Genomic DNA, 25,061 nt, shown 5'->3' on the forward strand with positions numbered 1-25,061 from the left:
CTGGTTCCCAGGAAGAGCCTGGGAACCAGTGGCAGTCAACTGTTAACTATTTTCAAACCATCTCTGGTGAAACTTGCATTGCCGGCTGTGGCTGGAACTGGAACAGCGAATAAACCACATTGCGGCGGATATCCGTCATCATGTCCAAAAACAGCTCGTAACCTTCAGTTTTGTACTCGATCAGCGGGTCTTTCTGACCGTAACCGCGCAGCCCTACAGACTCGCGCAAAGCATCCATTTGTTGCAAGTGTTCCCGCCACAAAGTATCAATTTGCTGCAAAATAAAGAACCGTTCCGCATCTCGCATTAATTCAGCTCGGATTGCATTAACTTCCGCTTCTTTAATGTCGTAAGCGTTGCGGACTTGTTCGTGCAGGAATGTTTTAATTTCCTCAACGGACAAATCTTCTAGCTGATCCGGTGTCATGTCAGCGAGCAGATAAACAAATTCCTTCACTTTGCTGACGAGTTTGTCGAGTTCCCATTCTTCCGAAGGTAAATCGGGATTGATGTATGCTCCCACGATGTCGTCCATCGTCTGTTCGGCATACTTAATTACCTGTTCTTTGGAGTCCAAACCTTCCAATACTCGGCGACGTTCCGCATAGATTGCTCGACGCTGATTGTTCATCACTTCGTCGTATTCAAATACCTGCTTGCGGATATCGTAATAGTAGGTTTCGACTTTTTTCTGAGCGCCTTCGAGGGAACGAGTCAGCATTCCAGATTCGATCGGCATATCTTCCTCAACACCGAAAGCCTTCATCAAACCTGCCACCCGTTCGCCGCCGAAAATCCTGAGCAAATTGTCTTCCAAACTCAAGAAAAACCGCGTAGAACCCGGGTCTCCTTGGCGTCCCGCCCGGCCGCGCAACTGATTGTCGATCCGGCGCGATTCGTGGCGTTCGGTACCGATGACGTGGAGCCCTCCCAACTTCACGACTTCATCGTGTTCAGTGCTGGTAAAAGCATCGTATTCGCTGCGAGTTAGATTGTAAGCTTCCCGCAATTTTTGAATTACCGGGTCTTTTGTCGGCGCTTTTTCCGAAGCTATAGCCACGATATCATCGGCTTGCAATTCCGTGAGCGATCGCTCCCCGTACTCCTTCACCGCCAATTCCACCGCCGCCTTGAGCATTTGCTCGGCATCTTTCGATAATTGCGTCGGGAAAATCTGCGCCGAAGCTTTCCAAGACTTTACCTTTTTCGTAGTCGGAGCAAAACCTTGAGGTGCGGGGCGGCCACTAATACCAGGCACTTGCACCACAGAAAACCCGTCGTCATCCTCGGGTTGCACGATCCGGGGCATAAAATACTCCCGCAACTTCAGGCGCGCCATGTACTCAGAATTACCGCCCAAAATAATATCAGTACCGCGTCCCGCCATGTTGGTCGCGATCGTCACAGCGCCTTTGCGTCCGGCTTGAGCAATAATTTCTGATTCCCGCTCCACATTTTCCGGTTTAGCATTAAGCAAATTGTGAGGAATTTTCCTCTCCAGCAGCAGCCGCGACAGCAACTCTGACTTTTCCACACTCGTAGTGCCCACCAGCACCGGCCGACCGATATCGTGCATTTCCGCGCATTCTTGGGAGATGGCATTCCACTTCCCAGCCTCCGCCTTGTACACCATATCCGAAAGGTCACTACGGCTGGTAATCCGGTTAGTGGGAATCAGTGTTACTTCCAGATTGTAAATCTTCTCAAACTCCGTTTCCTCAGTCTTTGCCGTCCCAGTCATCCCCGACAGCTTCGGATAAAGCAAAAAGAAATTCTGATAAGTAATCGTCGCCAGCGTCTGAGTTTCCGGCTGAATTTCCGCCCGTTCCTTCGCTTCGATCGCCTGGTGCAAACCGTCACTCCAGCGCCGTCCCGGCATCACCCGGCCCGTAAACTCATCCACAATCACGACTTCGCGATCGGGAGTGACGATGTAGTTAATATCCTTAATAAACAATTCCTTCGCCTTAATCGCATTAAAAATGTAATGCGCCCAAGGGTCAGCCGGGTCGTACAAATCCGTAACACCCAACAACCGCTCAGCTTCACCAAAGCCTTCATCGGTCAATAGCACATTCCGAGCCTTTTCGTCAACCTCGTAATGTTCTTCATTTTCCTTTCTCAGAGCAGCAGCTACCTCAGCCGCCCGGATATACTTCTCACTGGGGCGTTCCACCTGGCCGGAAATAATTAAAGGCGTCCGTGCTTCATCAATCAGCACCGAGTCAACCTCGTCAATCACGCAGAAATTAAAAGGACGCTGCACTACATCTTCCATGACAGTAGCCATGTTGTCGCGCAAATAATCAAAGCCGACTTCGCTGTTAGTGGCGTAGGTAATATCGCAGCTATAATTTTTCTTTCGTTCCACCTGATCCATGCCCTGCTGAATCAGTCCCACAGTCAATCCCAGGAAGCGGTGCACTTGTCCCATCCATTCGGCGTCCCGCCTTGCGAGATAATCGTTGACGGTGATGATGTGTACGCCTTTACCGTTGAGGGCGTTTAGGTAAGCTGGCAGCGTCGCCACCAAAGTTTTGCCTTCACCGGTTTTCATTTCGGCAATTTGGCCTTTGTGCAGGATAATGCCCCCGAGGAGTTGGACATCAAAGTGGCGCATTCCTAAAACCCGTTGTCCCGCTTCCCGCACCACTGCAAAAGCCTCCGGCAAGATTTCGTCTAGAATCTCTTTCTCTTCGTTGAGAGATTTAGCTTTTGCCAGACGTTCTTGAAACTCCGCCGTTTTGCCTCTGAGGCCGTCGTCTGAGAGGGCGCGGATGTCTTCTTCCAAAATATTGATATCAGCTACCCAAGGCTGAAATTTTCTCAGTTTGCGCGCGTTGGGATCGCCTAGCAGATTTTTAAACATGGCAGGAGAGGCAGATTTTTAATAATTTAGCTATTAGCTTTCAGGGTTACGGGCTGTAGTGTTAGCCACAACATATACCCTCCCCGATTGTAGCAACCATTGGCTCTCCTCGGCCGTGGCTGCGGTCGATCGACCGATTTTGGATTTTCGATTTTAGATTTTAGATTGAATAATCGATCGATTTTAGATTTTGGATTTTCGATTGAATAGTTGACCTCTGTTCCCGGTTATTAAGGGGATGGAGGGCCCTAATCGTCAAACAGCAGACTGACCGATCGCATTTTTGGTGAAAAGTCCGGAAGTGCGATCGGGTTTTACTGGCGCAAAAGCTACATACTTCTAAAAAGGCACTGGCGATCGATTTCCCTCACCCGCCACCAAATCCCACAACAGATCAATACCTGAGCCGACATATTCTGTATTCTGATGCTGCTCAACCCATTGCACAACAGCAGGCAAAACCTCACTAGATTTCAGACCCAACTTACCCAAGGCTTCTGCTGCCTCACTACGCACCCAGTCCTCCCCATCTTCCAGACCTAACAGCAGAGCATTGATGACAGTTTCTGAAGCATTTCCCAAGTTAGCCAAGGCTGATGCTGCCAGACGATCCACCGAGTCCTTCCCATCTTCCAGACGTAACAGCAGAGCATTGATGACAGTTTCTGAAGCATTTCCCAAGTAGCCCAAGGCTGATGCTGTAAAGGCACGCACCAAGTTATCCCCATCTTCGAGACGTAACACCAAGGCAGTGATCACGGCTTCTGAAGCATTTCCCAAGTTGCCCAAGGCTAATACTGTAAAGGTACGCACCCACTTATCCCCATCTTCGAGACGTAACACCAAGGCAGTGATCACGGCTTCTGAAGCATTTCCCAAGTTGCCCAAGGCTTGGGCTGCCGAGCTACGCACCCAGTCATCTCCATCTTCCAGACGTAGCACCAGAGCATTGGTGACAGTTTCTGAAGCATTTCCCAAGTTGCCCAAGGCTTGGGCTGCCGAGCTACGCACTGAGTGATCCCCATCTTCGAGACGTAACACCAAGGCACTGATCACGGCTTCAGAAGCATTTCCCAAGTCGCCCAAGGCTTCCGCTGCCGAGCTACGCACCGAGTTATTGCAATCTTCGAGACGTGGCAGCAGGTTACCGATAATGGCTTCTGAAGCCTTTCCAAACCTGCCCAAGGCTCGTGCTGCCGACCTACGCACCCTGTTATCCCCATCTTCAAGACGTAACAACAGGGCACTAATGACGGTTTCAGAAGCATTTCTCAACCCACCCAAGGCTTGTGCTGCCTCACGACGCACATCCTCATTCCCATTTTCGAGGCGTAGTAGCATGGCAGTTATGACAGCTTCTTTTTCCCCTAAAGCTGCTTGATATCTCCACAATCGATTTTCATCAACGCCCCTTGCTTTCAAAAGTTGCAAAGTTTGCGCCTCAAACTCAGTCTCACTCATACTGCAAAGGATTTGCAAAACCTGAGAGCGAACTCTCTCACCAACCAGTGCCTCATCCCTTACTTCCAACTCAACCAAATTCTCCAAAATCTCCACAGTTAGACTGGAATCTGCCACCTTTAACTCTTTAATATTTTCAGCAAGGCAACTGCCAGCAAAAAATAAATCGCGGTGCAACCATTGCTCATGCTCGCTATTCGCCGCCAAAATTGCCCGCATCGCTTTCGCCGCTTTCTTCGGTTTTTGTTGAGCAATCAACAACAGCAACACTTCCCGCCAGTGGGGGTCAGGCAAATGCTCTCGGATATGATTGAGAACAATCTGAAAATCATCGTCATCATCTGCTTGATAGCTGATTTCCTGAGCGCACAAATATTCTTGAAAAGTCTTGTGTACAAAAGCGTATAAATCTTGCCCTTGTTCGTTAAGCAATCCCGTCCGCTGTTGAATAAAAACCACAAATCGTTTAGCTTCCTCTTTGGCCTGGAACCGTTGAACCTGTTTTTTGGTTTTAATATTTTGAGTTAACTGATCTAACAAATCCTCCTTGACAATCAGCGTCCCGCCTTCAGGATTATCCGTACTACCCTGAGTGTGAATCCAATAGGCGAGAATTTCCATCAACCGCCGTAAGTCGTCTGCATCTAAACATTTGAATACTGACTGCTCAGTCAGGTTTTTGTTAGCATCCCAATTCTTTAACAGCGTCTCCACAGCTTTTTCATAAAGCTTGTGGCGTGACCTCGGCAGTACAGCTTGATAGCGGTGAATCAAAGCAATGATTGTCAGCAATAGCGGATTTCTCGCCAACAATTTAATGCGGTCATTTTCAGCCAGAGCTTTTTTAATGCTATCTTTGCGACGTTGAGCTTCCGCCGCATCTCGAACGCGGCTGTCGTACCAGCGATTAATAAACTCATTAACCTTAAGATCATCAAACAGTTGTAACTGATAGTGTTCAAACTCCGAAGTATTAAAAAAATCGCGTTTGTAACCAGCAGGGCGAGAAGTAATAATTGCCCGATTTTGATGATACTGCCCCAAAAAACTCTCAATGTGCTTCACCACCGCATAGCGCTTGGATTCTTCCACAACCTCATCCAATCCATCCAACAAAATCATCGCCCTACCGTCTGCCAGCCAATACTCAAAAAAGCCTTCTGGCAGCCGTTTCACGGACATAGTTTTCTCGGCAAACTGGCGGGCATAGTCGAGGATATTGATATCGGAAAGCCTAGCAAAATCGCGAATTTTAATCAAAATTGGCAAGCAATCTATCCCAGAATCCCAGCCGAGTTTTTCTGGAGCATTCTGAGCCAACATCACCGCAAAAAAGCTCAGTAAAGTTGTTTTGCCAGAACCAGGAGCGCCCAAAAACACAAATTTATTTGATTGATTTGGCTTCAATAATGATTGATTTGGCTTCAATAATTTTGATACTAAAAACTTTCCCCCAGAGCGAGTTTCTCTCTGCATCTGTTGCAGGTTTTTGCCTTCTTCCAATTCTTGGATATCCAAGCGACTAGAAATATTTACCTCTTCCAAGACATCCGGCATTACAAAAATATGAGCCAATTTTTCCGACTTTTCTATTTCCTGACCTTCGACAGCAATGCCAGCAAACTTAACATCATCAAACCAGTTAGCCAGTTGCTTCAAATAGTCTGCTTTGGCAACTTTAAACCTTAAATAACTACTTGTTTTCTGAAAATAGATTTCAGCAAAAACTTCCAACCAATCATGCAGTATTTCGGGATGGAATCGGTCTTGAATTTTCTTGTGTTCTGGGACTGTCGCATTAAAGGCTTCAACTAAAAAATTAACTTGAGGCTTTTCTTGGTCGTTGAAAGGTTTCAGGAGTTCGGGAAGTGCTGCACCCGTCAAGAAACTTTTAAGAAAATCTTCGACTACACCCTGTTCGCAAGCAGAGAATAATTCATGAGTTTTCTGAGCAGCTTTGATGCCCCAAGTACAAGCTTTTTCAAAATCGCTAGGATTAAATTTTTTCATAGCTTCTTTGAATCCTATTTCTGCAATTTTAGGCGCGATTGCTTGTGTTATTTTTAAGCCTAATGCTCCGAATTCAATTATCATGGTAAATTTAATAAATATTTGTGTTTAATATAGTTTACACTGGTATTATTATCAATTTTAGTGATATTTAAAATTTTCTTGTGGGGTGGGCCCTCCTAGCCCGCCCCGATCGCCCTTATTGAAAATGCCTTCACATCTCAGGTCAGATTAACCCTAGTTTTAAACAGGCCGCGGCACTTCATAAGTCAAAAAGTCATAGGCCATTTTCGTATTCGGAAAAATAGCCTGCGCTTCCTTGAGCAAATCATCCAGGACGATCGCATTTCCGGGAGCATAACGCGGACTAAAATGCGTCATAATTAACTGTTTCGCCCCAGCGATCAAAGCCACTTGAGCCGCCATTGTGGAAGTTGAATGCAGGCGATCAAATGCCATTTGAGCATCTTGATGAGCAAAAGTAGCTTCATGAACCAACAAATCAGCATCCTTCGCTAATTCCACGGCCCCCTCACAAAAAACCGTGTCAGTACAATAAACAAACTTGCGCCCGATTTGATCCGGGCCACAAAAATCCGTACCTTTAAACTGTCGCCCATCCTCTAACTTTACCGTCTTTCCTTGTTTTAATTGACCGTAAATCGGCCCGGAAGGAATACCCACAGCCTTCGCTTTTTCTACATCAAAATGTCCCGGACGATCTTTCTCAGTTACTCGATAACCAAAAGCAGTAACTCGGTGCTTCAAAGGGCCGCAGCTAACAATATATTCGTCATCTTCATAGATGACTCCCTCGTGAATTTTGTGTACCTTAACCGGGTAAGAAAAATGAGTTTGAGAATACCGAACACCAGCTTGCAAATATTCTTCAAGTCCCGGAGGCCCGTAAAGATCGATGCGCTTGACATTCCCCGCCAAACCGCAGCTAGCCAGCAAACCCATTAAGCCGAAAATATGGTCGCCGTGCAGGTGAGTGATGAAAATGCGGCTTAGTTGGCTGACTTTGAGATCGCTGCGGAGAAACTGGTGCTGAGTTCCTTCGCCGCAGTCAAACAGCCAGAGTTCCGCTCGCTGGGGCAAGCGGAGGGCGATGCTGGAAACGTTGCGCGATCGCGTGGGGACGCCGGAGCTAGTTCCGAGAAATGTAATCTGCAAGAGTCAAATCACCTCAATTAAGTCTTTAAAAATATGTTACATATATCCAGAGTGCGGCAAATCCGACATACAGGAAATAGTCGCAGCCAGGAACCGGGATAAATCGCTGTTCCTGCGAACATCTCTTCGCTAAAATCATTTTTGACAAGCGTACAGAGCGATCCACCCAATTCTAACGTTTTGTTTCTTCCGTTCCCCTTCCTTTTTCCCTTGCCTTATCTTAAAAATTCTTAAACTCATACAGCACAGGAGGAAAATTTTCAAATGCCGTCAGGAGTATTTTTTGGTTCCGTTTTTTCGACATTAAAAAAACGCTACTTTTGGATTTCGCTGTTGTTTTGGCTGGCAATGGTAGCCCCAGCACAGGCCGCGCTGATCTTGCGAGTGGCGGTACAAGACGGGGCAAGTCAGGTAAAAGTCGGCAGTTCTACTAAGGCTGCAATCCGCGACGGTAGCGGGCGCAATTTGGGCGAACTGCCGGCAAACAGTTCTCAGTCCGCTCAATTTCGATCGGGAACAGTGGCAATTGGTCGCTGGGCGGCCAACCAAGTTTGGATCGAGCCGACGGGGAACGGTTATGTCTGGATTGGCGATCGTTGGTATCGGGGACGCACGCTTCTGGTTCCCCAAAAAGGAGGCTTGACTGCCATCAACTACGTCGATATCGAAAAATATCTCTACAGCGTTCTCGGCGCCGAAATGAGTGGCAATTGGCCTCAAGAGGCTTTGAAAGCCCAAGCAGTCGCCGCCCGTTCCTACGCTATCCACCAGCGCCTCAAAAGCGAAACCGAGCTTTACGACGTAGACAGCACTCAGTCTTCGCAGGTTTACAAAGGACTGCAAACAGAATCTTCTGGCACTTATTCGGCAGTCGATGCAACCGCCGGTCAAGTTCTGGCCTACAACGGTCAGATTATTTTAGCCGCTTTCCACTCTGCCTCTGGGGGACATACTGAAAATGTCGAGGATGTTTGGACAGAACCTCTGCCTTACCTGCGTGCTGTTCCTGACTTCGACCAAGGGGCGCCGGTTTACCAATGGAAAGAAAGTTTTTCCCGGGCTCAAATCAGCAATAGGATTTCTGGCGTGGGCAATGTGATCTCGATGAAACCAGAACGCACTACCGCTTACGGCAGCGTTTTGAGGATGAAAGTAGTTGGAGATGGCGGTTCTAGGGTCATGACTGGCGCAGATTTACGCCGGGTTTTAAATTTGAGAAGTACGCGGTTTACCGTGATTCCTCAGTATGGGGGCGGTGGGAACCCAAGGAACAGCGGCCAAGCTCCTACGGGTTTTCAAGTTGCTGGCAAAGGTTTCGGTCATGCTGTAGGAATGAGCCAGTGGGGGGCATACAATTTGGCCAGACAGGGATACGGCTACCAGCAGATTTTGTTGCACTATTACCGAGGTGCTACTTTGGCTAGAATTGCAGTCCAGTAACTGCTGGGAATGGGCAAGGAAGAAGTTCGGCAACAAATTCGCTTTCTTGGGATGTAACGGATCTCAGGAAGAAGGAAGAAGGAAGAAGGGAAAAACAGCTATTCCTGTATTCGTGACTTCCGTGTCCTGAATACAGGGAATTGGGAATTGGGAATTCGGAATTGGGAACTTGTACGGCCCTTCGACTACGCTCAGGAACCGCGTAGTGGCAGGGCAGGAACCGTGTAGCCGAAGAATTAGAAATTAGAAATTGGGAATGACTAATGACTAACGACTACTGACTGATCACTAACTACATTAAGGATTGCTATGCAAAAGTGGGAGTATTTATTTGTGGATGCGAATATGTATCCTTTTGGAAACAAGCTGATTAGTTTATATGTAAACGGTGAAGAACAGCGAGATTGGAAACAAGGCTCGCTTCATCTATTTGTCAATCATTTGGGCGAGGAGGGATGGGAACTTGTGGCTCTGGATCATGACTCGAAGTATGACCAAAATTGTTTAATTTTTAAACGCCCTAAGCTTATTTAATAAACCTCGGAGTATAAAAAATTATGACATCAATAAAAATTGATATTTTCCACAATTCTTAGCAACGAGCTAAAAATCCGTTCCCCAACAAAGATATTTTTTTGTGCAACAGGCATCCTGCCTCTTCTTGAAAAGAGTGCAAGATTTTAGTGCAACCTAATTTAACAACAAACAACTGTTTTTTTTTCTTAGTATTACAAGTTGTCGGAGCGATCGATCCGGCGCTGCCATTCGGCATCTATTTTGGCTGACTGTTCTAGTTCTTGTTGGGTTAATTCTGTTTCTGTGGTATAAGCTAAGTCTTCTCCGATCAGAACGTTTTCTGCTGCAAATTCCTGCGCGTAGGCCAGTTTTTTGAGCAAGTTGGCATCTGGTTCGTTTAATAACATTGCTCGCTGCTGACGCTCTTGATTGCGGGATTCTATCCGGCTATTTTTCCACTGAATCCAGAAGTAGCGAATTAAAGGAATTGCGAGAAATCCGACGCCGTAAATCAGGATCATGGGATAAACAGCGCTGACGAAACCGATAAACCCACCGGCGATCAAATTATTAGTTAATAGATTCCCCAAAACTAACGCACCGACAAGATTGACGGCTCCTAACCCTGCCGCGAGCATGATTTGGCCGGAGCTGGCGTTGCTGAAACGCCACAGCATTTCTCGCAAATAAGCTGCTACTGGTTCAGAATTTCTCTCGGTGGCTGTGGTTTGTAATTGCGGGAAGTGGTAGACTATTTGCCCTTCGGGACTGACTTCGGGGCGGCCGTCAAAACGAGCGAGAGCGGGTAGCATATATTCTTCGTATTCTCGGGTGTATCCTTGTCCGAGATGGTCGAGATATGGGGCAATTTGTTCGGCGACGACGGCGCCTCGGTTGTTGCGAATTGCAGTCGCAATATCACTCCACTTGCGCTCTTCTAGATTGTGATTTGGATTCCCGTCTCCAAATAGAAAGGAGAAAACTGCTTCTAGAAAACTCATCTGGGGTTTTTGGTCAGTTAAGCGTGATCGCTGCTGGTAGTATGGTTGGTCATGGTTCCAGTAAAATATCCAGATTAAGTCGTTCCAGAAGTAGGGAAAAAAGGAAAAGCCGCCGCCTCTGCCGCCCCCGCTACCACCGTCTCCTCCGCTGCCGCTGTTATTGCTATCGCCGCTGGAGAGTAAAATCGTGATAGCAACAAAAATTAAGAGGATAGAAGCTACCAGCACTATGCCGAAAGATATCCGAATCAGATAAAATAAAATGCGCCAGATTTTTTGCCACCATTCCTGCAACTGCAAGCGCAAGAATTTGTTTCGCAAAATATCTCGAAAGTTCTTGGGAAATAGGTAGGCAATGTCGCCGGATTCTGCTACTTGCAGGTTGCCGCCTGCTTCGGAGGCGAGGGTTAACAGTTCTCGCTGGGCAAAATTGACATCTAATCCAGCTTTTGCCGCCACGTCTCCAACCGTAACGCGGTAGCCAAGTTGTTCGACGGCTTGCATAATGGTGGGATTCGGAGCCATAGGTTTCTCTCTGTGAAAATTACCCGGTTATTTTTATTATATATTGTGGGAATTCGAGCTGGTTTTGGCGATCGGGTTTCTGATTTTTTTTGAGGCTGCTCTTGACTTTGGGGCAAAATATTGCTAGTGTTTTGCCGAATAACATTTAAGTATGGGCTGAACTCGGATAGCTTAATAAAACTTTGTGATTGAATTTCTCCTGGGCAGGCTATTTGCTTGTTTGCTCTGAGAGTCAACGACGGGGATGGTGAGTACAGTTAGTAGGGTACGGTGCGCGATCATCGCCCGTTGGTGTTAGCTTTCGCGATCCGAAGGAAAGCCATCGAAGAGGATTGTCCCTGCACCCTCCAGCAGAACTTTTTCCACCGTTGCGGGTTTTTGTAAGTTTTGTGTAGAGTACGAGAGAGGTTAAAGAAATCTGGTTTTTTTGCAAGTCTTGCAAGACTTATATAAAATAGATAGAACTTGCGAGAGTGTTAAACCCAAGGGCGTGTTTGAAGGTTCGCAGTTGCGATCGACTAAACCTTTTAGCGCCCTCAACACAACGGCCCACTACAACAGTGGCGCAATTATTAATAGGAAAACTTTACAGGCTAATTTTTCTGATTAGCCACTAACCAAAGAATCGCATATGCCAAGAACTCAACGCAACGATAACTTTATTGACAAAAGTTTCACGGTAATGGCTGATATCATCCTGAAGATTATGCCGGCCAAAAAGCAGGCGAAGGAAGCTTTTGCTTATTACCGGGATGGTATGTCAGCTCAAGCAGATGGCGAATATGCTGAAGCGTTGGATAATTACCATGAAGCGCTGAAGCTGGAGGAAGATCCTTACGATCGCAGTTATGTCTTGTACAATATGGGGCTGATCCATACTAGCAACGGCGAACACGATAAAGCTTTGGAATATTACAGCGAGGCATTGGATCTCAATCCGAGAATGCCACAAGCACTGAATAATATTGCTGTGATTTACCACTATCAAGGGGAAAAGGAAAAGGAAGCTGGCAATATTGAAGGGGCGGAAGGGCTGTTTGATAAAGCTGCAGATTATTGGAAAGAGGCTATTCGCTTGGCCCCGAACAATTACATTGAGGTACAAAATTGGCTGAAGACAACAGGTCGATCGCAAATTGATGTGTATTTTTAACCTCAGTTGTTAGCTAGCTACAAGAAGCTTGATTGGGGAAACAACAGAAAGTTGTAAGTTTTAAGTGTGGAGGGGTGAATTGAAAACTCTTTCACTTAAAACTTACAAATCACCGATCAAAACTACTCACTAAGTCCCAATTACAGATTTTTATGATTGACAGAGAAGAAGTTCGGAAAGTAGCGAATTTAGCGAGATTGGAATTAACGCCGGAAGAAGAAGAGCAGTTTACTGGTCAACTTAACGGTATTTTGGATTATTTCGAGCAGTTGAGTGAACTAGATACGAGTAAGGTGCAGCCGACAACGCGGGCGATCGATGTTAGTAACGTAATGCGATCGGACGATTTGCAACCTTTTGCTAAGGGAGAAAGTATTTTGGAGGGAGCTCCCGATCGCGATGGGGAGTTTTTTAAAGTGCCTAAGATTATGTAGGGTTCCCGCTGCGTACCTAACTGAGGAAAATCACTTGAGGGGCTGGCTCCCATGCCAACCCCACAAGGAGATTAAACTAAGTGTGGAACAAGTAATAAGTAAGCCCGGTAAAAGCCACCCCACAAGCAGATTAAACTGATAGAAACTCAAAACAATCTCACTAATAGGGATAAATCTGTAAAGTTCATTCTTGGGGTGACAAATAGTCATGTACATATTAATTGGTGGAGCAGGAATGATGGGGCTGGGTTTAGCCCAGCAGCTATTAAAACTCGGTCATACGGTTGCAATCATCGATGCCGACCCGCTTGCGTGTCGCTTTGCTCGTGAAAAAATCGGAGTGATGGCATTTGAAGGCAGTGCGGTGAGTACAACGGTTCTTCTGGAAGCGGGAATTAAACAAGCAAACGCAGTCGTTGCAGCACTCAGCGATGATGCACTGAATTTAGCACTGATCACCCTATCCAGGAGCTATGGCATTTCCCATATTGTAGTGCGAATGCGCGATCGCGAATTCCAGGAAGCCTATCGACTTGCCGGAGCCAGTCACATCATCAGCACTATTGATTTGGCAGTTGCATCAATGGCGAATGCGATTGAATACCCCCAAATCGAGTCGATGATGCATTTTGAACACGGGCAAGTCGAGGTACTAAAGCTGCCAGTTCCAGGCGATTGCAAGGTGGCAGGTCACACCGTTGCTCAAATTGCTCAAGACCCTCGTTTTCCAAAAGGTTCGCTGATTATTGGTTATCAATGCCATGCCTGCGCCAATCTGGAGATTCCGAACGGCAATACTGTTCTTGAAGCAGGCTCTACCATCTTGGTCGTCACCCGTCCAGAGCTAGTTCACCAGATGATTGATTACCTCGGCATTCGCGCTAGTCATCTGCCAACGTTAGAAGTTTCTCATCCAAATCTTTGATGTAAGGATGAACCAGATCCTCTGGGACAATTCGCTTGCGGAGGGCATCGCTAACTGCTCCTTTTTCTGCTAGAAGCAATCGCCGTCGAATCGTATCTAGCCCGCTGCGATCGCCCTGTACTTGCCCTGCCCGATGTTGATTGTAGAGATCGCGCAGCACTCGCTCAGAGTGTGCTACTCGTGCTTGATATGATGCCCATAACTCTTCGTAAACGGCCTTCGGCAACACGCCAGATTTCAGCAAACTATCTAGCTCATCTTGAGCCGCTTTGGAAGCGATCAACTGAATCTGTAACTGCCCAGCTTCCTGCATTACATCAGAAACACGGCTAATTTTTAGTCGTTTTACTATCCACGGTAAACTTAATCCCTGTCCGACCAAAGAGAATAAAACTGCACCGAAAACCAGTGCAATGATGTTATCCCGTCCTGGTAGGGTCAAGGGAATCGCAACAGCTAATGCCATTGAGAGAGACCCTTTAATATTCCCTAAAACCAAAATGTGCTGCCAGCGTAGCGGAATGGGGCGATCGAACCAACGCAGCCCCGCTAATAACAAATAGACCGAGAGAATCCGTCCCAGTTGATAGGCCAGAATGACGAATAAAATGGATGGCAAAATTCTCCACAGCGTCAGCGGGTTAATTTCAATTCCAATCAGCAGGAAAATAAACGTATTGACGCCAAAACCAGCGTATTCCCAGAAACTCAGCAAGGTAATCCGATCCGAGGCAGACGAACTGCGAGGCAGCCCAAGGTTGCCAAAAACAAGTCCGGTGATGACCACCGCCACTGCGCCCGATACGCCTAAAAATTGTCCGATTTGGAAGGTTCCCAATGCGAGAGCGACGGTTAGCAACAGGCTACTCAACGGATCGTTTAAGCGAACAAATATCGGCACGCTCAAGTAACCTAAAACACCCCCAACCAGTGCCCCACCTAAGGCAACCACGAGCAGTTCCTTCACGCCTTGTATAGCGGTGAGAGAGCCTGTCGCATAAATTACCAAAACCAAATTAAATGAAATTAGAGCAGCCGCATCATTGAACAGAGTTTCTCCCTCAACAATGGTAGACAATCGAGAAGGCACACGGATCTCTTTAAAAACCGCGATCATCGAAACTGTATCAGTGTTTGCTAGAATTACTCCGATCAGCAACGCCGGAATCCAGTCTAGCCCTAACCCAAATTTAACCAGAACAGCGATAATTGCTGAGGAAAAGATAGAGCCTGGACCCGCTAGCAGGGCGATCGGCTTAAAGGTGCTGCGGAGACGGCTGATATCAGTATTGATCGAGGCTTCAAAAATCAGAATTGGTAGGAAAAGATTTAATACTAAAGAGGGGTCTAAACCAATTCGACGCGACAAGAGTTCCGTAATGGGCAGACCTGCTAACACTAAGCCCGTCACATAGGGAATTCGCAACCGTTGGGTTACGAGTGCCACAACAGTTGCAATCAGCAGCAGAATGATCAAGATGATGACCAATTCAGGAATAACTCCTGCCGTTTGGCTATTTGTAGCAGGATTGCTGCCCAAGGGAGGTGCTTGCGCTACAATCGACTCGATCGCCGATACTCCTGTCATAAACTCGTTTTCCTCAAATAAATTGACAGATTAACTACGGTTTTAGTCTACAGGAAACGGTTCACTATGTTGTACAATTAACTGCAATTTATGTGGTGTATTTGGAGGAATGGCGATGAACCTGAAACAGGATTTCAGCGTTGGTTGGGCGATCTGATCGTTTTTATAGTGCAATTTTTTTGGTAGATATGGATGATTTTCAAACCCTTACAGGATGCTAATTTCTCTTAGTGCGGGTTGTTAATTTTTTTTAAACAGTCTCTTCTGAAGTGTTGCCTACCCGATCGCAGTTGCCGAACCGGCGAGTAATGGAAGTTGTCGATCCATATCTTATATCTAAGGAGTAGGAGAGCGATCGCCCAAAGCCGTCTAAGTCAAAATTTTGAGTGGGTTTTGGACGTTCTGATTCGCGGGACTAAATTCCTCAAAGGTAATCGTCTTTTCTTACCTTGAATTTAGGTAGCATCACAGACACGCCACGTCAGAATCTCCCAACGTTTAAGGACAGGTTCAGCAATCACGATCTCATTTTCTCTTGCCTCCATGACGATCAAATAATCTCCCTGGTTAAATCTGTCATTGTAAATTCTTGCTTGTTCTTCAGGCACCAACCATCCTTGAAGTGCGCCGTATAGACCGCCAGCAGTTGCAGCAATCCCACTTCCAAAGAAAGTTGCTAAAATGCTTTCCACCGCTAATGCCGGACCAATACCGGGAACGATCAGGCTGCTGAGTCCAACAATTAAGGCTAGGGAACCTAGTCCTATGCTGCCCAAGATCGCGCCTACTTGTGCGCCTGCTGCTCTTGTGATAAAAATTTGCTGCACGCCCAGAGAGTCCAAATCATCATTATTGTCAGAAGGTTTAGCAATCACTGAAATCTTGTGCATGGGGAAGCCCCTGCTTTTTAGTTCAACTAGCGCCTGCTTTACGTTTCGATGATTAGTAAATAGGCCGCTAGCACGTTTGAGGTTTTGGTAATTCATGAGAAATATTCAATATTCAACGCTACAAAATTGGTAAATAGTGTGTAAAGCCGCGGGCAATGGTTGCATCACAAAAACCACTTAGATTAGAGGTGCAAAACGCTTTAGCAAAGCTGACAAAGGAATCATGGGCAGTCCGAATCCGATACAAATTAAGCCTTCGATTAGGTTCAAAGCTTCTGTGTCGAATAACTGATTCATAATGCCCAATTGGCTAAACAGGAATTGGAGAATGAAAATAGCCCCAATGCCGATCGCCACCGCATAACCAACTGATTCATCTTTACCGCGCAGTTTGGCGACGATCGCCGGAACGAAGCGACTGATGCTTAACAGGTAAAAAGCTTCGGCTGCAACCAATGCTTGAATTGCCATCGTCCGGGCTAGAGCTTCATTGCCTGTGGTTTGAACGATCCATTCAAACATCCCAAAGATCGCAATCCAGTTAAATACCGAAACTGTCAGAATCCGAGCGGTCAGCCTGCGAGACAGAAGCGGTTCATTGGCAGGTCGAGGCGGCTGCTGCATGACATCGGGAGAGGGCGGCTCAAATGCCAACGGTAAGCTCAATGCAACTGAACTGACCATATTTAGCCAGAGAATTTGTACTGGCAAAATGGGTAGTGGGGTTGCCAGAAGTACGGCAATCAAGATGGTCATGGACTCTCCACCATTCACGGGCAGGATGAAGGCGATCGCCCGCAGCAAATTCTTATAAACCGTGCGCCCTTCCTCAACTGCTTTCTCGATCGAAGCAAAGTTGTCATCCGTCAGAATCATATCTGCGGCTTCTTTTGTGACTTCAGTGCCCGTGATGCCCATCGCTACCCCAATATCAGCTTGCTTCAAGGCGGGAGCATCGTTAACTCCATCTCCAGTCATCGCCACAATCTCGCCCTTAGACTGAAGTGCTTCGACAATGCGGAGCTTTTGTTCTGGCGCGACACGAGCAAATACACAGCTTTGTTCGACAGCATTGGCTAATTGCTGCTGATTCATTTGAGCGAGTTCTTGACCGGTAAAAACGGGAGCCTCTTGGGTTTGATTTAGGCCCATTTGGTGCGCGATCGCTGCTGCTGTTTTGGCGTGGTCGCCGGTAATCATCTTGACCTGAATTCCAGCAGACCGACAGGCTTGAATCGCTTGAATGGCTTCGGGGCGAGGCGGGTCGATCATGCCTTGCAGACCCAAAAAAGTTAACCCTTGCTCAATATCAGAATGCTCAATTGAAGATTGAGAAGCGGGTACAACTTTCTTGGCAAGTGCCAGAACTCGCAGCCCTTTTTTCGCCATCCTGTCCACGGTTTGCTCGATCGGCGCTGGGTTGAGGGCGATCGCCTCTCCCTCTTCATCGAGCATCTGGCGGCACCGCTTGAGAATTGCCTCAATTGAACCCTTGACATAAATCAACCGTTCTGGGCGATCGTCATGTAAGGTTGCCATGTATTGAAACTGAGATTCAAACGGCAGTGTATCGAGCCGGCAAAGCGCTTCCTCCAGTTTCTCAGCAATTAACCCCGCTTTTTGGGCTACCGCAACCAGGGCCCCTTCCGTTGGACTACCGATCGCAGTCCAGTTGCCGTCTTGCACGTCTAGATAAGAATCGTTGCACAACAGTCCTGCTTGCAGGCATTCATATAAAGCAGGTGCGTTCGCCAGGTCAACCGAGTGTCCGTTTACAGAAATTTTCCCGTCTGGTGCATATCCTCCACCGCTAACCCGATATCGCTTTCCACCGGCATCGATCTCTTGAACAGTCATTTGATTCTCTGTCAAGGTTCCGGTTTTGTCGGAACAAATCACGGTCGTGCTGCCCAGCGTCTCAATTGCCGGAAGTTTGCGAATAATGGCGTGCTGCTTTGCCATTTGGGAAACCCCGATCGCCAGTGTCACCGTTAAAATCGCGGGTAAGCCTTCAGGAATTGCGCTGACGGCAAGCGCCACAGATGCCTTGAACACCTCAACCCAAGAAAATCTCTGGGCAATGCCTGCAGCAAAGGTGAAGGCAGCCAAACCTAAAATGACATAGAGCAAGGTTTTGCTAAATTTGTCAATTTTGCGGCTCAGGGGGGTTTCCAGTGTCGTACTTTGCTGCATGAGTTGGGAAATGTGTCCCGTCTCGGTCATCTCGCCAATGCTGACGACCAGCCCGCGTCCCTGTCCAAACGTTACCAGGCTTCCGGTATACGCCATGTTCGTGCGATCGGCCAGTGGAACGTCTGCCTCTAGCGCCCGGGATTGCTTCTGAACCGGGACAGATTCTCCCGTTAACGCTGACTCATCCACCTGTAAGTCACGGACTTCGATCAGCCGCAGATCCGCAGACACTTTATCCCCAGAAGACAGCAAGACGAGATCGCCAGGAACCAGTTCGCTGGATGAAACCACTTGCTTTTGACCATGGCGGAGAATGGTTGCCTCTGTTGCAACAGATTTTGCTAAGGCGGCGATCGCATTTTCGGCCTTTGATTCTTGAACAAAACCAATGGTGGCATTCGTCAGAGCCACCCCAAAAATTACCCCTGAATCAATCCACTCTTTCAGAAATGCTGTCACTATGCCAGAGGCTAATAAAATGTAGATTAGCGGCTGATTCAGTTGCTGAAAAAATCGCAACCACGCACTTTGCGGCTTCTGAGCCGTTAGTTGATTGGGGCCGAGGATCTCGCGCCGCTCTGCTGCCACGTCGGAAGATAGACCTATTTCCAGGTCAGTCTCTAAAAGCCGAGCCACTTTCTCGACAGAGAGGTGATGCCAAGAGTGTTCTACTAATTTTTCTACATTTGTTGCAGTCATAACGTTTCTTGTCAAGCCCAATTCTTGTCTGTTATTTCGTCTTGTTTCTAGCGTCATTGATGAATGTGAGGGAAAAGTGACCGACTGATTTCTGTTAGTCACATTTGGATCACATTTGCTCCCTAGACTTAGGAACAGAACCGATTGAGATAGCTTATGGACTTGCAAACCTTAGTTCACTGGATCTGATTGTTGCCTTTTAATAGGGTTGTAAAAAGCATTACTTTTGATAGATGAACTCTCCTACATTCACTTGTTAACTTTAAATGCTCAAAGACTTCATCCTGAGTTTTATCGGCAAAATTGCGTTTCACAACAAACAAAACAAACAAAGAATATGCAATTATTAAAGCTATTTGTGCAAGGAATCAGCGTCAGCACTGTTGCAATTTTGGGTTTAGGTGCTTGCACCTCCCCCAATACTTCACAGACAACTGTTCCATCTACTTCTGCTCCCACAACTGCCACTGGAAATACGACTGTTCCAACCACTGCTGCGCCTGCCACCACGACCGCACAGACGCCTCAGAATCAAGACATTGACGATATTGCCGATCGCGTAGAAGAGGCCTTGGACTCCGATGGCACGCTCAAGCAATTCGATTTGGAGGCAGACGATCGCGATAATTCGCTTGTGTTAACAGGGCGCGTTCAAACGGCAGAACAAAAAGCATTGGCCGAACAAATTGCTCGGCAAGTTGCAGCGAATGTTTCCATCAATAACGAAATCGTCACTCAGTAGTTCTTAATCCTCAAGTGGCAAGAGTATTTGACACTTATTGCCGCTTGACGAATTGTGCGATCGCAGCGAGGAAACTTATGGATTTGCCAACCTTATTTGACTGGATGCGATCGCAATATTGAAACAATAAAGTTATTCAACGATTTCGTAACGGACTAACTGGCGAACATTTTGACGCGATAACTGAAGTTCTTGCGCGATCGCTGCCTCTATCTGGGTTGCGTCAGTCATTGGCAATTCTAATTCCAATCGCTTTAAAATGGGTTCTGCTGTTTCTACCGCAACCTGGGTTGTTCCTTGTTTTCGGTTAATCACCGCATTGATCAGCAATATATTGACAGACACCGTTGCTTTAAGCTGGGTATCTGCCTGAAGTTTATTCTTTGCGATCTGGGGTTGTTGTAATTCTTGAGCCATTAGGAAACTGGAGCCAACCCAAAACGCGATCGCCACAAACGGCAATGGCAACCAAAACTCTGCGCCTGATGCTTTTAGCCAACGTTTAGTAACCTGCCACATAAATTTTTTACCCCACCCCAACCCTCCCCTTACAAAGGGGAGGGAGTAAGAAATTCACAAATGATTTAGGATTGCTATATTTGCACTTTAGTGGAGCGATCGCTCTGCTGAAATCCTACTCAAGGGCGATGCGTAAACTATTCGAGTTCTATAAAAACAGCAATCAGCGATGTGGGCTGAACAAAATTACAGCAGTTCCAATCAGGGAAATTGTAACACCAAGCAAGTCCCACTTATCTGGCTTAACTCCTTGAATGAGCCACAACCAAACCAGAGATGTAAGAATGTAAATACCGACCTAGGCAGCATATACTCTTCCAGCGTTTGAGGCATTGACTTGAGTTAGAGAAAACGCAAAACAGATTAAAGCTAAAATTCCTGGAACAACCCACAAAATGCTCTTTTCAAGTCTCACCCAGGCCCAGAAAGCGTAACACCCAGAGATTTCTCCTAGAGCCGCAAATAGAAAAAAAGCAAGTGTTGGCATTTTTAGATTCATACTTAAAATAGATAAATTTCATCAGCCGATCGATGTTTATCAGCCCAATTAAAGAAATATATGAGAATCTTACTTGTGGAGGACGACCCAAAGCAACTGATGCCACTTCAAACAGTGCTGTCTCAAGCAGGACATAGCGTGGATGGGGTAAAAGATGGAGAGACTGCACAGTGGCTGTTATCAGAAAAAGAATATGATTTGTTGATTTTGGACTGGATGTTGCCACATATCAGTGGGGTAAATCTCTGTCGTCAATATCGATCGGCAGGGAAAACAGCGCCGATTTTGATGATCACCGCAAGAGACACCACGCCTGAAAAAGTGACCGGGTTGGACGCAGGTGCAGATGATTACCTGGTGAAACCGATCGATTTGGTTGAATTCATGGCACGAGTCCGGGCATTAAGACGGCGATCGCCCCTTTGGCAAGGAGATACGCTCAGCCTTGAGGATCTGCACCTCCACCTCGATACTCTTACTGTTGAGCGACAAGGTGCAACCGTTTCACTCTCCAGTCGCGAGTTTCAGTTGTTGGAGTATTTTATGCGTCATCCTCGACAGGTTTTGACTCGGAATCAGATTGAACAAGGCGTGTGGGAATGGGGGACTGAACCAGAGAGCAATGCGATCACGGTTCTAGTTCGCAAACTACGCCAACGCTTGCAGGCTGTAGGATCGGCAGACTGGATTGAGAGCATTTACGGTATGGGTTATCGCCTCACCTCCCCTCTCAAGTAACGATCGTCAAGCCAAGTCATGTTTAATCAAAGTCGTCGCAATCTGGCTCGTTGGTTCACCCTCTCAATGGGAAGCATTCTCGTGCTGTTTGCTGGGGCGATCTATCAGATTGAGGTGAAAGATAAACTAGAGGCGCTCGATCGACTGCTATATGACAAAAGCAGAATCATGGCTGCCAGCGTGCATTATGAAGTTCGCCAAAACCAGAACCAGGTCGATCTGAGTCATGTTTCCTTGTTAGGTAGCGGTTCGCATCCCCTTGCTGAAGATCTGATTTACGTGCGCTGGTATAACGCACAAGGGCTGCTAGTTCGTTTTTTTGGGAATTCTCCTCCCGAGCGGTTAAATACGCCCTTTGGTTATCTCACAGTTCGATCGACCGATCCACTTTTGGCAAAAGGAATCTGGCTGCGTCAGGTGACATTACCCGTTGAAGGTAGAACAGGGGTACTCGGTTATCTTCAGGTTGCAACTCCCCTGACAGAAACTCAAAACAGGCTCACTGAGCTTCAGATCGTGCTAACTCTCGCTGTACCGCTGACACTGGGCTTAATTGCCCTCACAGGTTGGTTTCTCAGCGGGCTGGCCATGCAACCGATTCGGCAAGCCTATCAGCAGCTTCAGCGCTTTACAGCCGATGCCTCTCACGAGTTGCGATCGCCCCTGTCTGCCATTCTCACTAATGCCCAGCTTGGGTTGCTCATCGCGGCTGACGATCCGCGTTACCATCCTCCCTTAGAAAACATTGTAGATAGCGCAAAATCAATGGGAGCGCTCGTGAATAATTTACTGCTGTTGGCTCGTCATCAAGGGCGACTTGCGCCGGAATCGCTCAGGTTAATCAATCTCAACGAGCTCCTCAGCAATTTAGCAACCCAGTTTCTCGCACTTGCAGAAGCCCAAAATATCAAACTGACCTGCGAATCACCGGAACAACGGATTGAATTATTGGCCGATCCTGATTTGCTGCGGCAAGTAGTCGAAAACTTGCTTTACAACGCCTGTAAATATACTCCCGTTGGCGGAACTGTAAAGATACGGCTAGTTCTTCATTCCAATTTGGCAGTCATTCAGATAATCGATACGGGAATCGGTATTCCAGAAGCGGACTTACCCTATATTTTCGATCGCTTCTATCGAGTAGACACCGAGCGATCGCAGGACAGCGGAGGCTTTGGGCTGGGGTTGGCGATCGTCCAACAAATTGTCAAGGCACACAGCGGACAAATACAGGTGACGAGTACAGTGGGCAAAGGCTCCACGTTCCAGGTTGAACTGCCGCTCAAACCTTATGACTGAGCCGCCTCAAGGAAGAGAAATGCTTGTAGTATGTAGTTCTATAATGTTTGTTGTTGAGGTGACAATAAATCCTGTAGGTATTAATTGGTGGACCGGAATGATGTGGCTGGGGTCAGCCCAACAGTTATTAAAAGTCGGGAACAGCATTGCGATGGTTGACATATACCAGCTTGCCTGTGGCTTGGCCCGTTAAAAAATATAATTCTCAACGGGTAATTTAACGGATAAATTTGCTTTACCCATAGAAATTGATAGATTAACTACGGTTTTAGTCTACAGGAGACGGTTCGCTCTGTTGTAGACGTAACTGCCATTCATGTGGTGTATTTGGATGAATGCCGATGAAGCTGAAACAACATTTCTGGGTTGGTTGGGCGATCGCCGCGATCGTCCTGATCTCTTGTTCAGAGCAAACTATTTCACAAAGACAACAACCTGATACAAAACGTGAAACCTCACTGAGATCGGTCACGTTAGATAAAACAAAAGTTGTGATGGGACAAACCGTATATGTCCCTATTTACTCGCATATTTATCACTACAATAGCCAGGATAATGTCATGAATTTGTCAGCCACCCTCAGTATCCGCAATACGGATCTGACAAATTCGATTATTATTACTTCTGTGCGTTACTACGATACCGATGGGAAATTGATTAAGCAGGATATTAAGAGTTCAGTAGAACTCAAGCCGCTTGCTTCCACAGACTTTTTCATTGCAGCAGATGATACAAGTGGAGGCTCAGGTGCCAACTTTATTGTGGAGTGGGTGGCAGAAAAAACGGTTTATGAGCCTGTCATTGAAGCTGTCATGATTAGTACCTCTTCTTCTCAGGGCATTTCATTTATCAGTCCCGCTAAAGTTCTCAAGCAATACAGGAGGCTAAACTGATTTTAGAGGATTAAATTCTTGCTTTACCAGGTAGTTTTATACTACCATAATAGGAGTATCTCATATTTGTAAAAACACTTCTTCTGGCTTCTTCCTTTTTTATTCTGACTTTTTTCCCCGGGCTCCTGACTCTTAACTCCAATTTCTAGCTTGGCTGCAAAAGTGAAATGCTCCTTTTTAATTTTTAACTTTGTACATCACTATAATTATTTCAGAATAAAACGATAGCATTACTGTGCATGACTACCCAACTTTTTTCTGTTAAGATTAGAGAGATTGAGGGTGAATACTAAAAATATAAATGAGGACTTAGGGTATGCAAAAGCGACAATTGGGGACATCACAAATTCAGATTACCCCGATAATTATGGGGACTTGGCAAGCCGGGAAGCGGATGTGGGTGGGAATTGAGGATGCTGAAACAGTCAAAGCAATGCGCGCGGCTTTTGAGGCAGGTATTACCACCTTTGATACGGCTGAGGTTTACGGAGAAGGGCATTCGGAACAAATTATCGGTCAAGCACTTTCAGATGTGCGATCGCAAGTAGTTTATGCTAGCAAAGTTTTCGCCAACCACTTGAAACCCGATTTGTTAATCGAAGCGTGCGATCGATCGCTAAAAAACCTCAACACCGATTATATCGACCTTTACCAAATCCACTGGCCCGCCGGCACTTGGAATTCGGAGTTAGTGCCAATTGCAGAAACAATGGACGCCCTGAACAAGTTAAAAGAACAGGGAAAAATTCGGGCGATCGGCGTTTCTAACTTCTCCCGCGCCCAAATAGAAGAAGCCGCCCAATACGGACGCATCGACAGCTTGCAACCGCCCTATTCTCTGTTTTGGCGCTGGGTAGAAAAAGATGCTATGTCCTATTGTGTGGACAATCATATCTCCATCATTGCCTATTCATCTCTAGCTCAAGGAATATTGACAGGTAAATTCGGGCCAGAACACAAGTTTGAAGAAGGCGACCACCGCGCCAAAAATAAGCTGTTCATCAAAGAAAATTACGACCGAGTGCAAACAGCATTAAATCAACTCAGGCCAATTGCCGATCGCCACCAGACAAGCTTGGGCAACTTAGCTTTAGCCTGGTTGATTTCCCAGCCACAAACAAATGCCATTGTCGGCGCGCGCGACGGGAAACAAGCAGCCGAAAATGCAAAAGCTGCTGAGGTAAAATTGAGTGAAGAGGAATTAAAAGAAATTGACGCGATCGGGCGCACCGTCACCGATCATTTAGACGATAACCCCGTTATGTGGAACTTTTAAAACAGTTGACAGTTGACAGTTGATAAAGGACTAAAGTCAGAACGCTTAAACCAACTTTTACAGTCCCGGACGCAGGGAGAGTCTGAAACCGGGTTTTTTGTATTGTACTTCGTTAGAGCCTGCAGAGTCGGTAAAAACCCAGGGTAAGCTCATCTAATTTGGTATAATATGAACTTGACAAAGTTAACAAAATAAGCATAAGAGACTGTGTAGGC

19 protein-coding genes and 1 pseudogene are annotated in these 25,061 nt (G+C 46.6%); 11 read left to right on the forward strand and 9 right to left on the reverse strand.

Annotation, left to right across the window (positions count from 1 at the left end; translation table 11 throughout):
* Positions 1-52: 52 nt before the first annotated feature.
* The 3 genes from secA to QUA25_RS14990 all read right to left on the reverse strand — a co-directional run bounded on the left by secA (position 53) and on the right by QUA25_RS14990 (position 7,516).
* Positions 53-2,869, reverse strand: a complete 2,817-nt coding sequence (gene secA / locus QUA25_RS14980; RefSeq protein ID WP_333039102.1) for a preprotein translocase subunit SecA — start codon at positions 2,867-2,869, stop codon at positions 53-55.
* 339 nt (positions 2,870-3,208) lie between these two features.
* On the reverse strand, positions 3,209-6,424 hold the full coding sequence (locus QUA25_RS14985) for a HEAT repeat domain-containing protein (RefSeq protein ID WP_333039104.1): 3,216 nt from the start codon (positions 6,422-6,424) through the stop codon (positions 3,209-3,211).
* A 159-nt stretch (positions 6,425-6,583) separates the two neighbouring features.
* Positions 6,584-7,516 (reverse strand): ribonuclease Z, encoded by a 933-nt coding sequence (locus QUA25_RS14990; RefSeq protein ID WP_333039106.1) that lies wholly within the window; start codon positions 7,514-7,516, stop codon positions 6,584-6,586.
* A gap of 264 nt (positions 7,517-7,780) precedes the next feature.
* Between QUA25_RS14990 and QUA25_RS14995 the strand changes: the two genes are divergently transcribed.
* Entirely contained in the window at positions 7,781-8,956 is a 1,176-nt protein-coding gene (locus QUA25_RS14995; RefSeq protein WP_333039109.1) for a SpoIID/LytB domain-containing protein, read from the forward strand.
* A 309-nt stretch (positions 8,957-9,265) separates the two neighbouring features.
* On the forward strand, positions 9,266-9,490 hold the full coding sequence (locus tag QUA25_RS15000) for a hypothetical protein (RefSeq protein WP_015174403.1): 225 nt from the start codon (positions 9,266-9,268) through the stop codon (positions 9,488-9,490).
* Positions 9,491-9,684: 194 nt separating this feature from the next.
* Here QUA25_RS15000 and QUA25_RS15005 read toward each other — a convergent pair whose 3' ends face one another.
* Positions 9,685-10,998, reverse strand: coding sequence for a hypothetical protein (locus QUA25_RS15005; protein WP_333039113.1), 1,314 nt, complete (start codon positions 10,996-10,998; stop codon positions 9,685-9,687).
* A 436-nt stretch (positions 10,999-11,434) separates the two neighbouring features.
* Between QUA25_RS15005 and QUA25_RS15010 the strand changes: the two genes are divergently transcribed.
* From QUA25_RS15010 to QUA25_RS15025, 4 genes are all read left to right on the forward strand, one after another.
* Entirely contained in the window at positions 11,435-11,608 is a 174-nt protein-coding gene (locus QUA25_RS15010) for a hypothetical protein (protein WP_333039115.1), read from the forward strand.
* A 21-nt stretch (positions 11,609-11,629) separates the two neighbouring features.
* Positions 11,630-12,151 (forward strand): photosystem I assembly protein Ycf3, encoded by a 522-nt coding sequence (locus tag QUA25_RS15015; RefSeq protein ID WP_333039118.1) that lies wholly within the window; start codon positions 11,630-11,632, stop codon positions 12,149-12,151.
* Positions 12,152-12,303: 152 nt separating this feature from the next.
* Entirely contained in the window at positions 12,304-12,585 is a 282-nt protein-coding gene (gene gatC, locus QUA25_RS15020; RefSeq protein ID WP_006635952.1) for an Asp-tRNA(Asn)/Glu-tRNA(Gln) amidotransferase subunit GatC, read from the forward strand.
* 208 nt (positions 12,586-12,793) lie between these two features.
* Positions 12,794-13,510, forward strand: coding sequence for a TrkA family potassium uptake protein (locus tag QUA25_RS15025; protein ID WP_333039123.1), 717 nt, complete (start codon positions 12,794-12,796; stop codon positions 13,508-13,510).
* Here QUA25_RS15025 and QUA25_RS15030 read toward each other — a convergent pair.
* The 3 genes from QUA25_RS15030 to QUA25_RS15040 all read right to left on the reverse strand — a co-directional run bounded on the left by QUA25_RS15030 (position 13,467) and on the right by QUA25_RS15040 (position 18,880).
* Positions 13,467-15,098 carry a sodium:proton antiporter gene (locus tag QUA25_RS15030; RefSeq protein ID WP_333039124.1) on the reverse strand — a complete coding sequence of 544 codons (1,632 nt, stop codon included), beginning with the start codon at positions 15,096-15,098 and terminating at the stop codon, positions 13,467-13,469. The genes QUA25_RS15025 and QUA25_RS15030 overlap by 44 nt on opposite strands.
* Before the next feature lie 455 nt (positions 15,099-15,553).
* Entirely contained in the window at positions 15,554-16,084 is a 531-nt protein-coding gene (locus tag QUA25_RS15035) for a hypothetical protein (RefSeq protein WP_333039127.1), read from the reverse strand.
* 81 nt (positions 16,085-16,165) lie between these two features.
* Positions 16,166-18,880 carry a cation-transporting P-type ATPase gene (locus QUA25_RS15040; protein ID WP_333039128.1) on the reverse strand — a complete coding sequence of 905 codons (2,715 nt, stop codon included), beginning with the start codon at positions 18,878-18,880 and terminating at the stop codon, positions 16,166-16,168.
* 337 nt (positions 18,881-19,217) lie between these two features.
* Between QUA25_RS15040 and QUA25_RS15045 the strand changes: the two genes are divergently transcribed.
* The gene (locus tag QUA25_RS15045; RefSeq protein WP_333039130.1) at positions 19,218-19,622 is read left to right on the forward strand and encodes a BON domain-containing protein; all 405 of its coding nucleotides are present in this window, start codon (positions 19,218-19,220) and stop codon (positions 19,620-19,622) included.
* Positions 19,623-19,754: 132 nt separating this feature from the next.
* On the opposite strand, the gene QUA25_RS15050 is transcribed toward QUA25_RS15045, so the two are convergent.
* Together QUA25_RS15050 and QUA25_RS29485 are read right to left on the reverse strand one after the other, a co-directional pair.
* A complete protein-coding gene (locus QUA25_RS15050) occupies positions 19,755-20,141 on the reverse strand; it encodes a hypothetical protein (protein WP_333039132.1) in 387 nt (128 codons plus the stop codon).
* A gap of 163 nt (positions 20,142-20,304) precedes the next feature.
* A pseudogene (locus QUA25_RS29485) lies at positions 20,305-20,640 on the reverse strand (YnfA family protein).
* A gap of 60 nt (positions 20,641-20,700) precedes the next feature.
* Here QUA25_RS29485 and rppA point away from each other — a divergent pair.
* From rppA to QUA25_RS15070, 4 genes are all read left to right on the forward strand, one after another.
* Positions 20,701-21,378: a two-component system response regulator RppA gene (gene rppA / locus QUA25_RS15055; RefSeq protein WP_333039133.1), complete on the forward strand. Its 678-nt coding sequence runs from the start codon at positions 20,701-20,703 to the stop codon at positions 21,376-21,378.
* Positions 21,379-21,396: 18 nt separating this feature from the next.
* Entirely contained in the window at positions 21,397-22,677 is a 1,281-nt protein-coding gene (locus QUA25_RS15060) for a HAMP domain-containing sensor histidine kinase (protein ID WP_333039134.1), read from the forward strand.
* A 341-nt stretch (positions 22,678-23,018) separates the two neighbouring features.
* Positions 23,019-23,570 (forward strand): DUF3124 domain-containing protein, encoded by a 552-nt coding sequence (locus QUA25_RS15065; protein ID WP_333039137.1) that lies wholly within the window; start codon positions 23,019-23,021, stop codon positions 23,568-23,570.
* Positions 23,571-23,886: 316 nt separating this feature from the next.
* Positions 23,887-24,846 (forward strand): aldo/keto reductase, encoded by a 960-nt coding sequence (locus QUA25_RS15070; RefSeq protein ID WP_333039140.1) that lies wholly within the window; start codon positions 23,887-23,889, stop codon positions 24,844-24,846.
* Positions 24,847-25,061 lie beyond the last annotated feature (215 nt).

This window comes from Microcoleus sp. Pol17C6, from assembly GCF_036701145.1.
Lineage (GTDB): Bacteria > Cyanobacteriota > Cyanobacteriia > Cyanobacteriales > Microcoleaceae > Microcoleus.

Excerpts from the sequence above, each read along its gene's own strand:
- QUA25_RS14985 (WP_333039104.1), bottom strand. The coding sequence starts at position 6,424 with ATGATAATTGAATTCGGAGCATTAGGCTTAAAAATAACACAAGCAATC.
- QUA25_RS15000 (WP_015174403.1), top strand. The coding sequence starts at position 9,266 with ATGCAAAAGTGGGAGTATTTATTTGTGGATGCGAATATGTATCCTTTT.
- QUA25_RS15065 (WP_333039137.1), top strand. The coding sequence starts at position 23,019 with ATGAAGCTGAAACAACATTTCTGGGTTGGTTGGGCGATCGCCGCGATC.
- QUA25_RS15015 (WP_333039118.1), top strand. The coding sequence starts at position 11,630 with ATGCCAAGAACTCAACGCAACGATAACTTTATTGACAAAAGTTTCACG.
- QUA25_RS15035 (WP_333039127.1), bottom strand. The coding sequence starts at position 16,084 with ATGAATTACCAAAACCTCAAACGTGCTAGCGGCCTATTTACTAATCAT.
- secA (WP_333039102.1), bottom strand. The coding sequence starts at position 2,869 with ATGTTTAAAAATCTGCTAGGCGATCCCAACGCGCGCAAACTGAGAAAA.
- QUA25_RS15070 (WP_333039140.1), top strand. The coding sequence starts at position 23,887 with ATGCAAAAGCGACAATTGGGGACATCACAAATTCAGATTACCCCGATA.
- QUA25_RS15025 (WP_333039123.1), top strand. The coding sequence starts at position 12,794 with ATGTACATATTAATTGGTGGAGCAGGAATGATGGGGCTGGGTTTAGCC.
- QUA25_RS15045 (WP_333039130.1), top strand. The coding sequence starts at position 19,218 with ATGCAATTATTAAAGCTATTTGTGCAAGGAATCAGCGTCAGCACTGTT.
- QUA25_RS15005 (WP_333039113.1), bottom strand. The coding sequence starts at position 10,998 with ATGGCTCCGAATCCCACCATTATGCAAGCCGTCGAACAACTTGGCTAC.
- QUA25_RS15030 (WP_333039124.1), bottom strand. The coding sequence starts at position 15,098 with ATGACAGGAGTATCGGCGATCGAGTCGATTGTAGCGCAAGCACCTCCC.
- QUA25_RS14995 (WP_333039109.1), top strand. The coding sequence starts at position 7,781 with ATGCCGTCAGGAGTATTTTTTGGTTCCGTTTTTTCGACATTAAAAAAA.
- gatC (WP_006635952.1), top strand. The coding sequence starts at position 12,304 with ATGATTGACAGAGAAGAAGTTCGGAAAGTAGCGAATTTAGCGAGATTG.
- QUA25_RS15060 (WP_333039134.1), top strand. The coding sequence starts at position 21,397 with ATGTTTAATCAAAGTCGTCGCAATCTGGCTCGTTGGTTCACCCTCTCA.
- QUA25_RS15040 (WP_333039128.1), bottom strand. The coding sequence starts at position 18,880 with ATGACTGCAACAAATGTAGAAAAATTAGTAGAACACTCTTGGCATCAC.
- QUA25_RS15050 (WP_333039132.1), bottom strand. The coding sequence starts at position 20,141 with ATGTGGCAGGTTACTAAACGTTGGCTAAAAGCATCAGGCGCAGAGTTT.
- rppA (WP_333039133.1), top strand. The coding sequence starts at position 20,701 with ATGAGAATCTTACTTGTGGAGGACGACCCAAAGCAACTGATGCCACTT.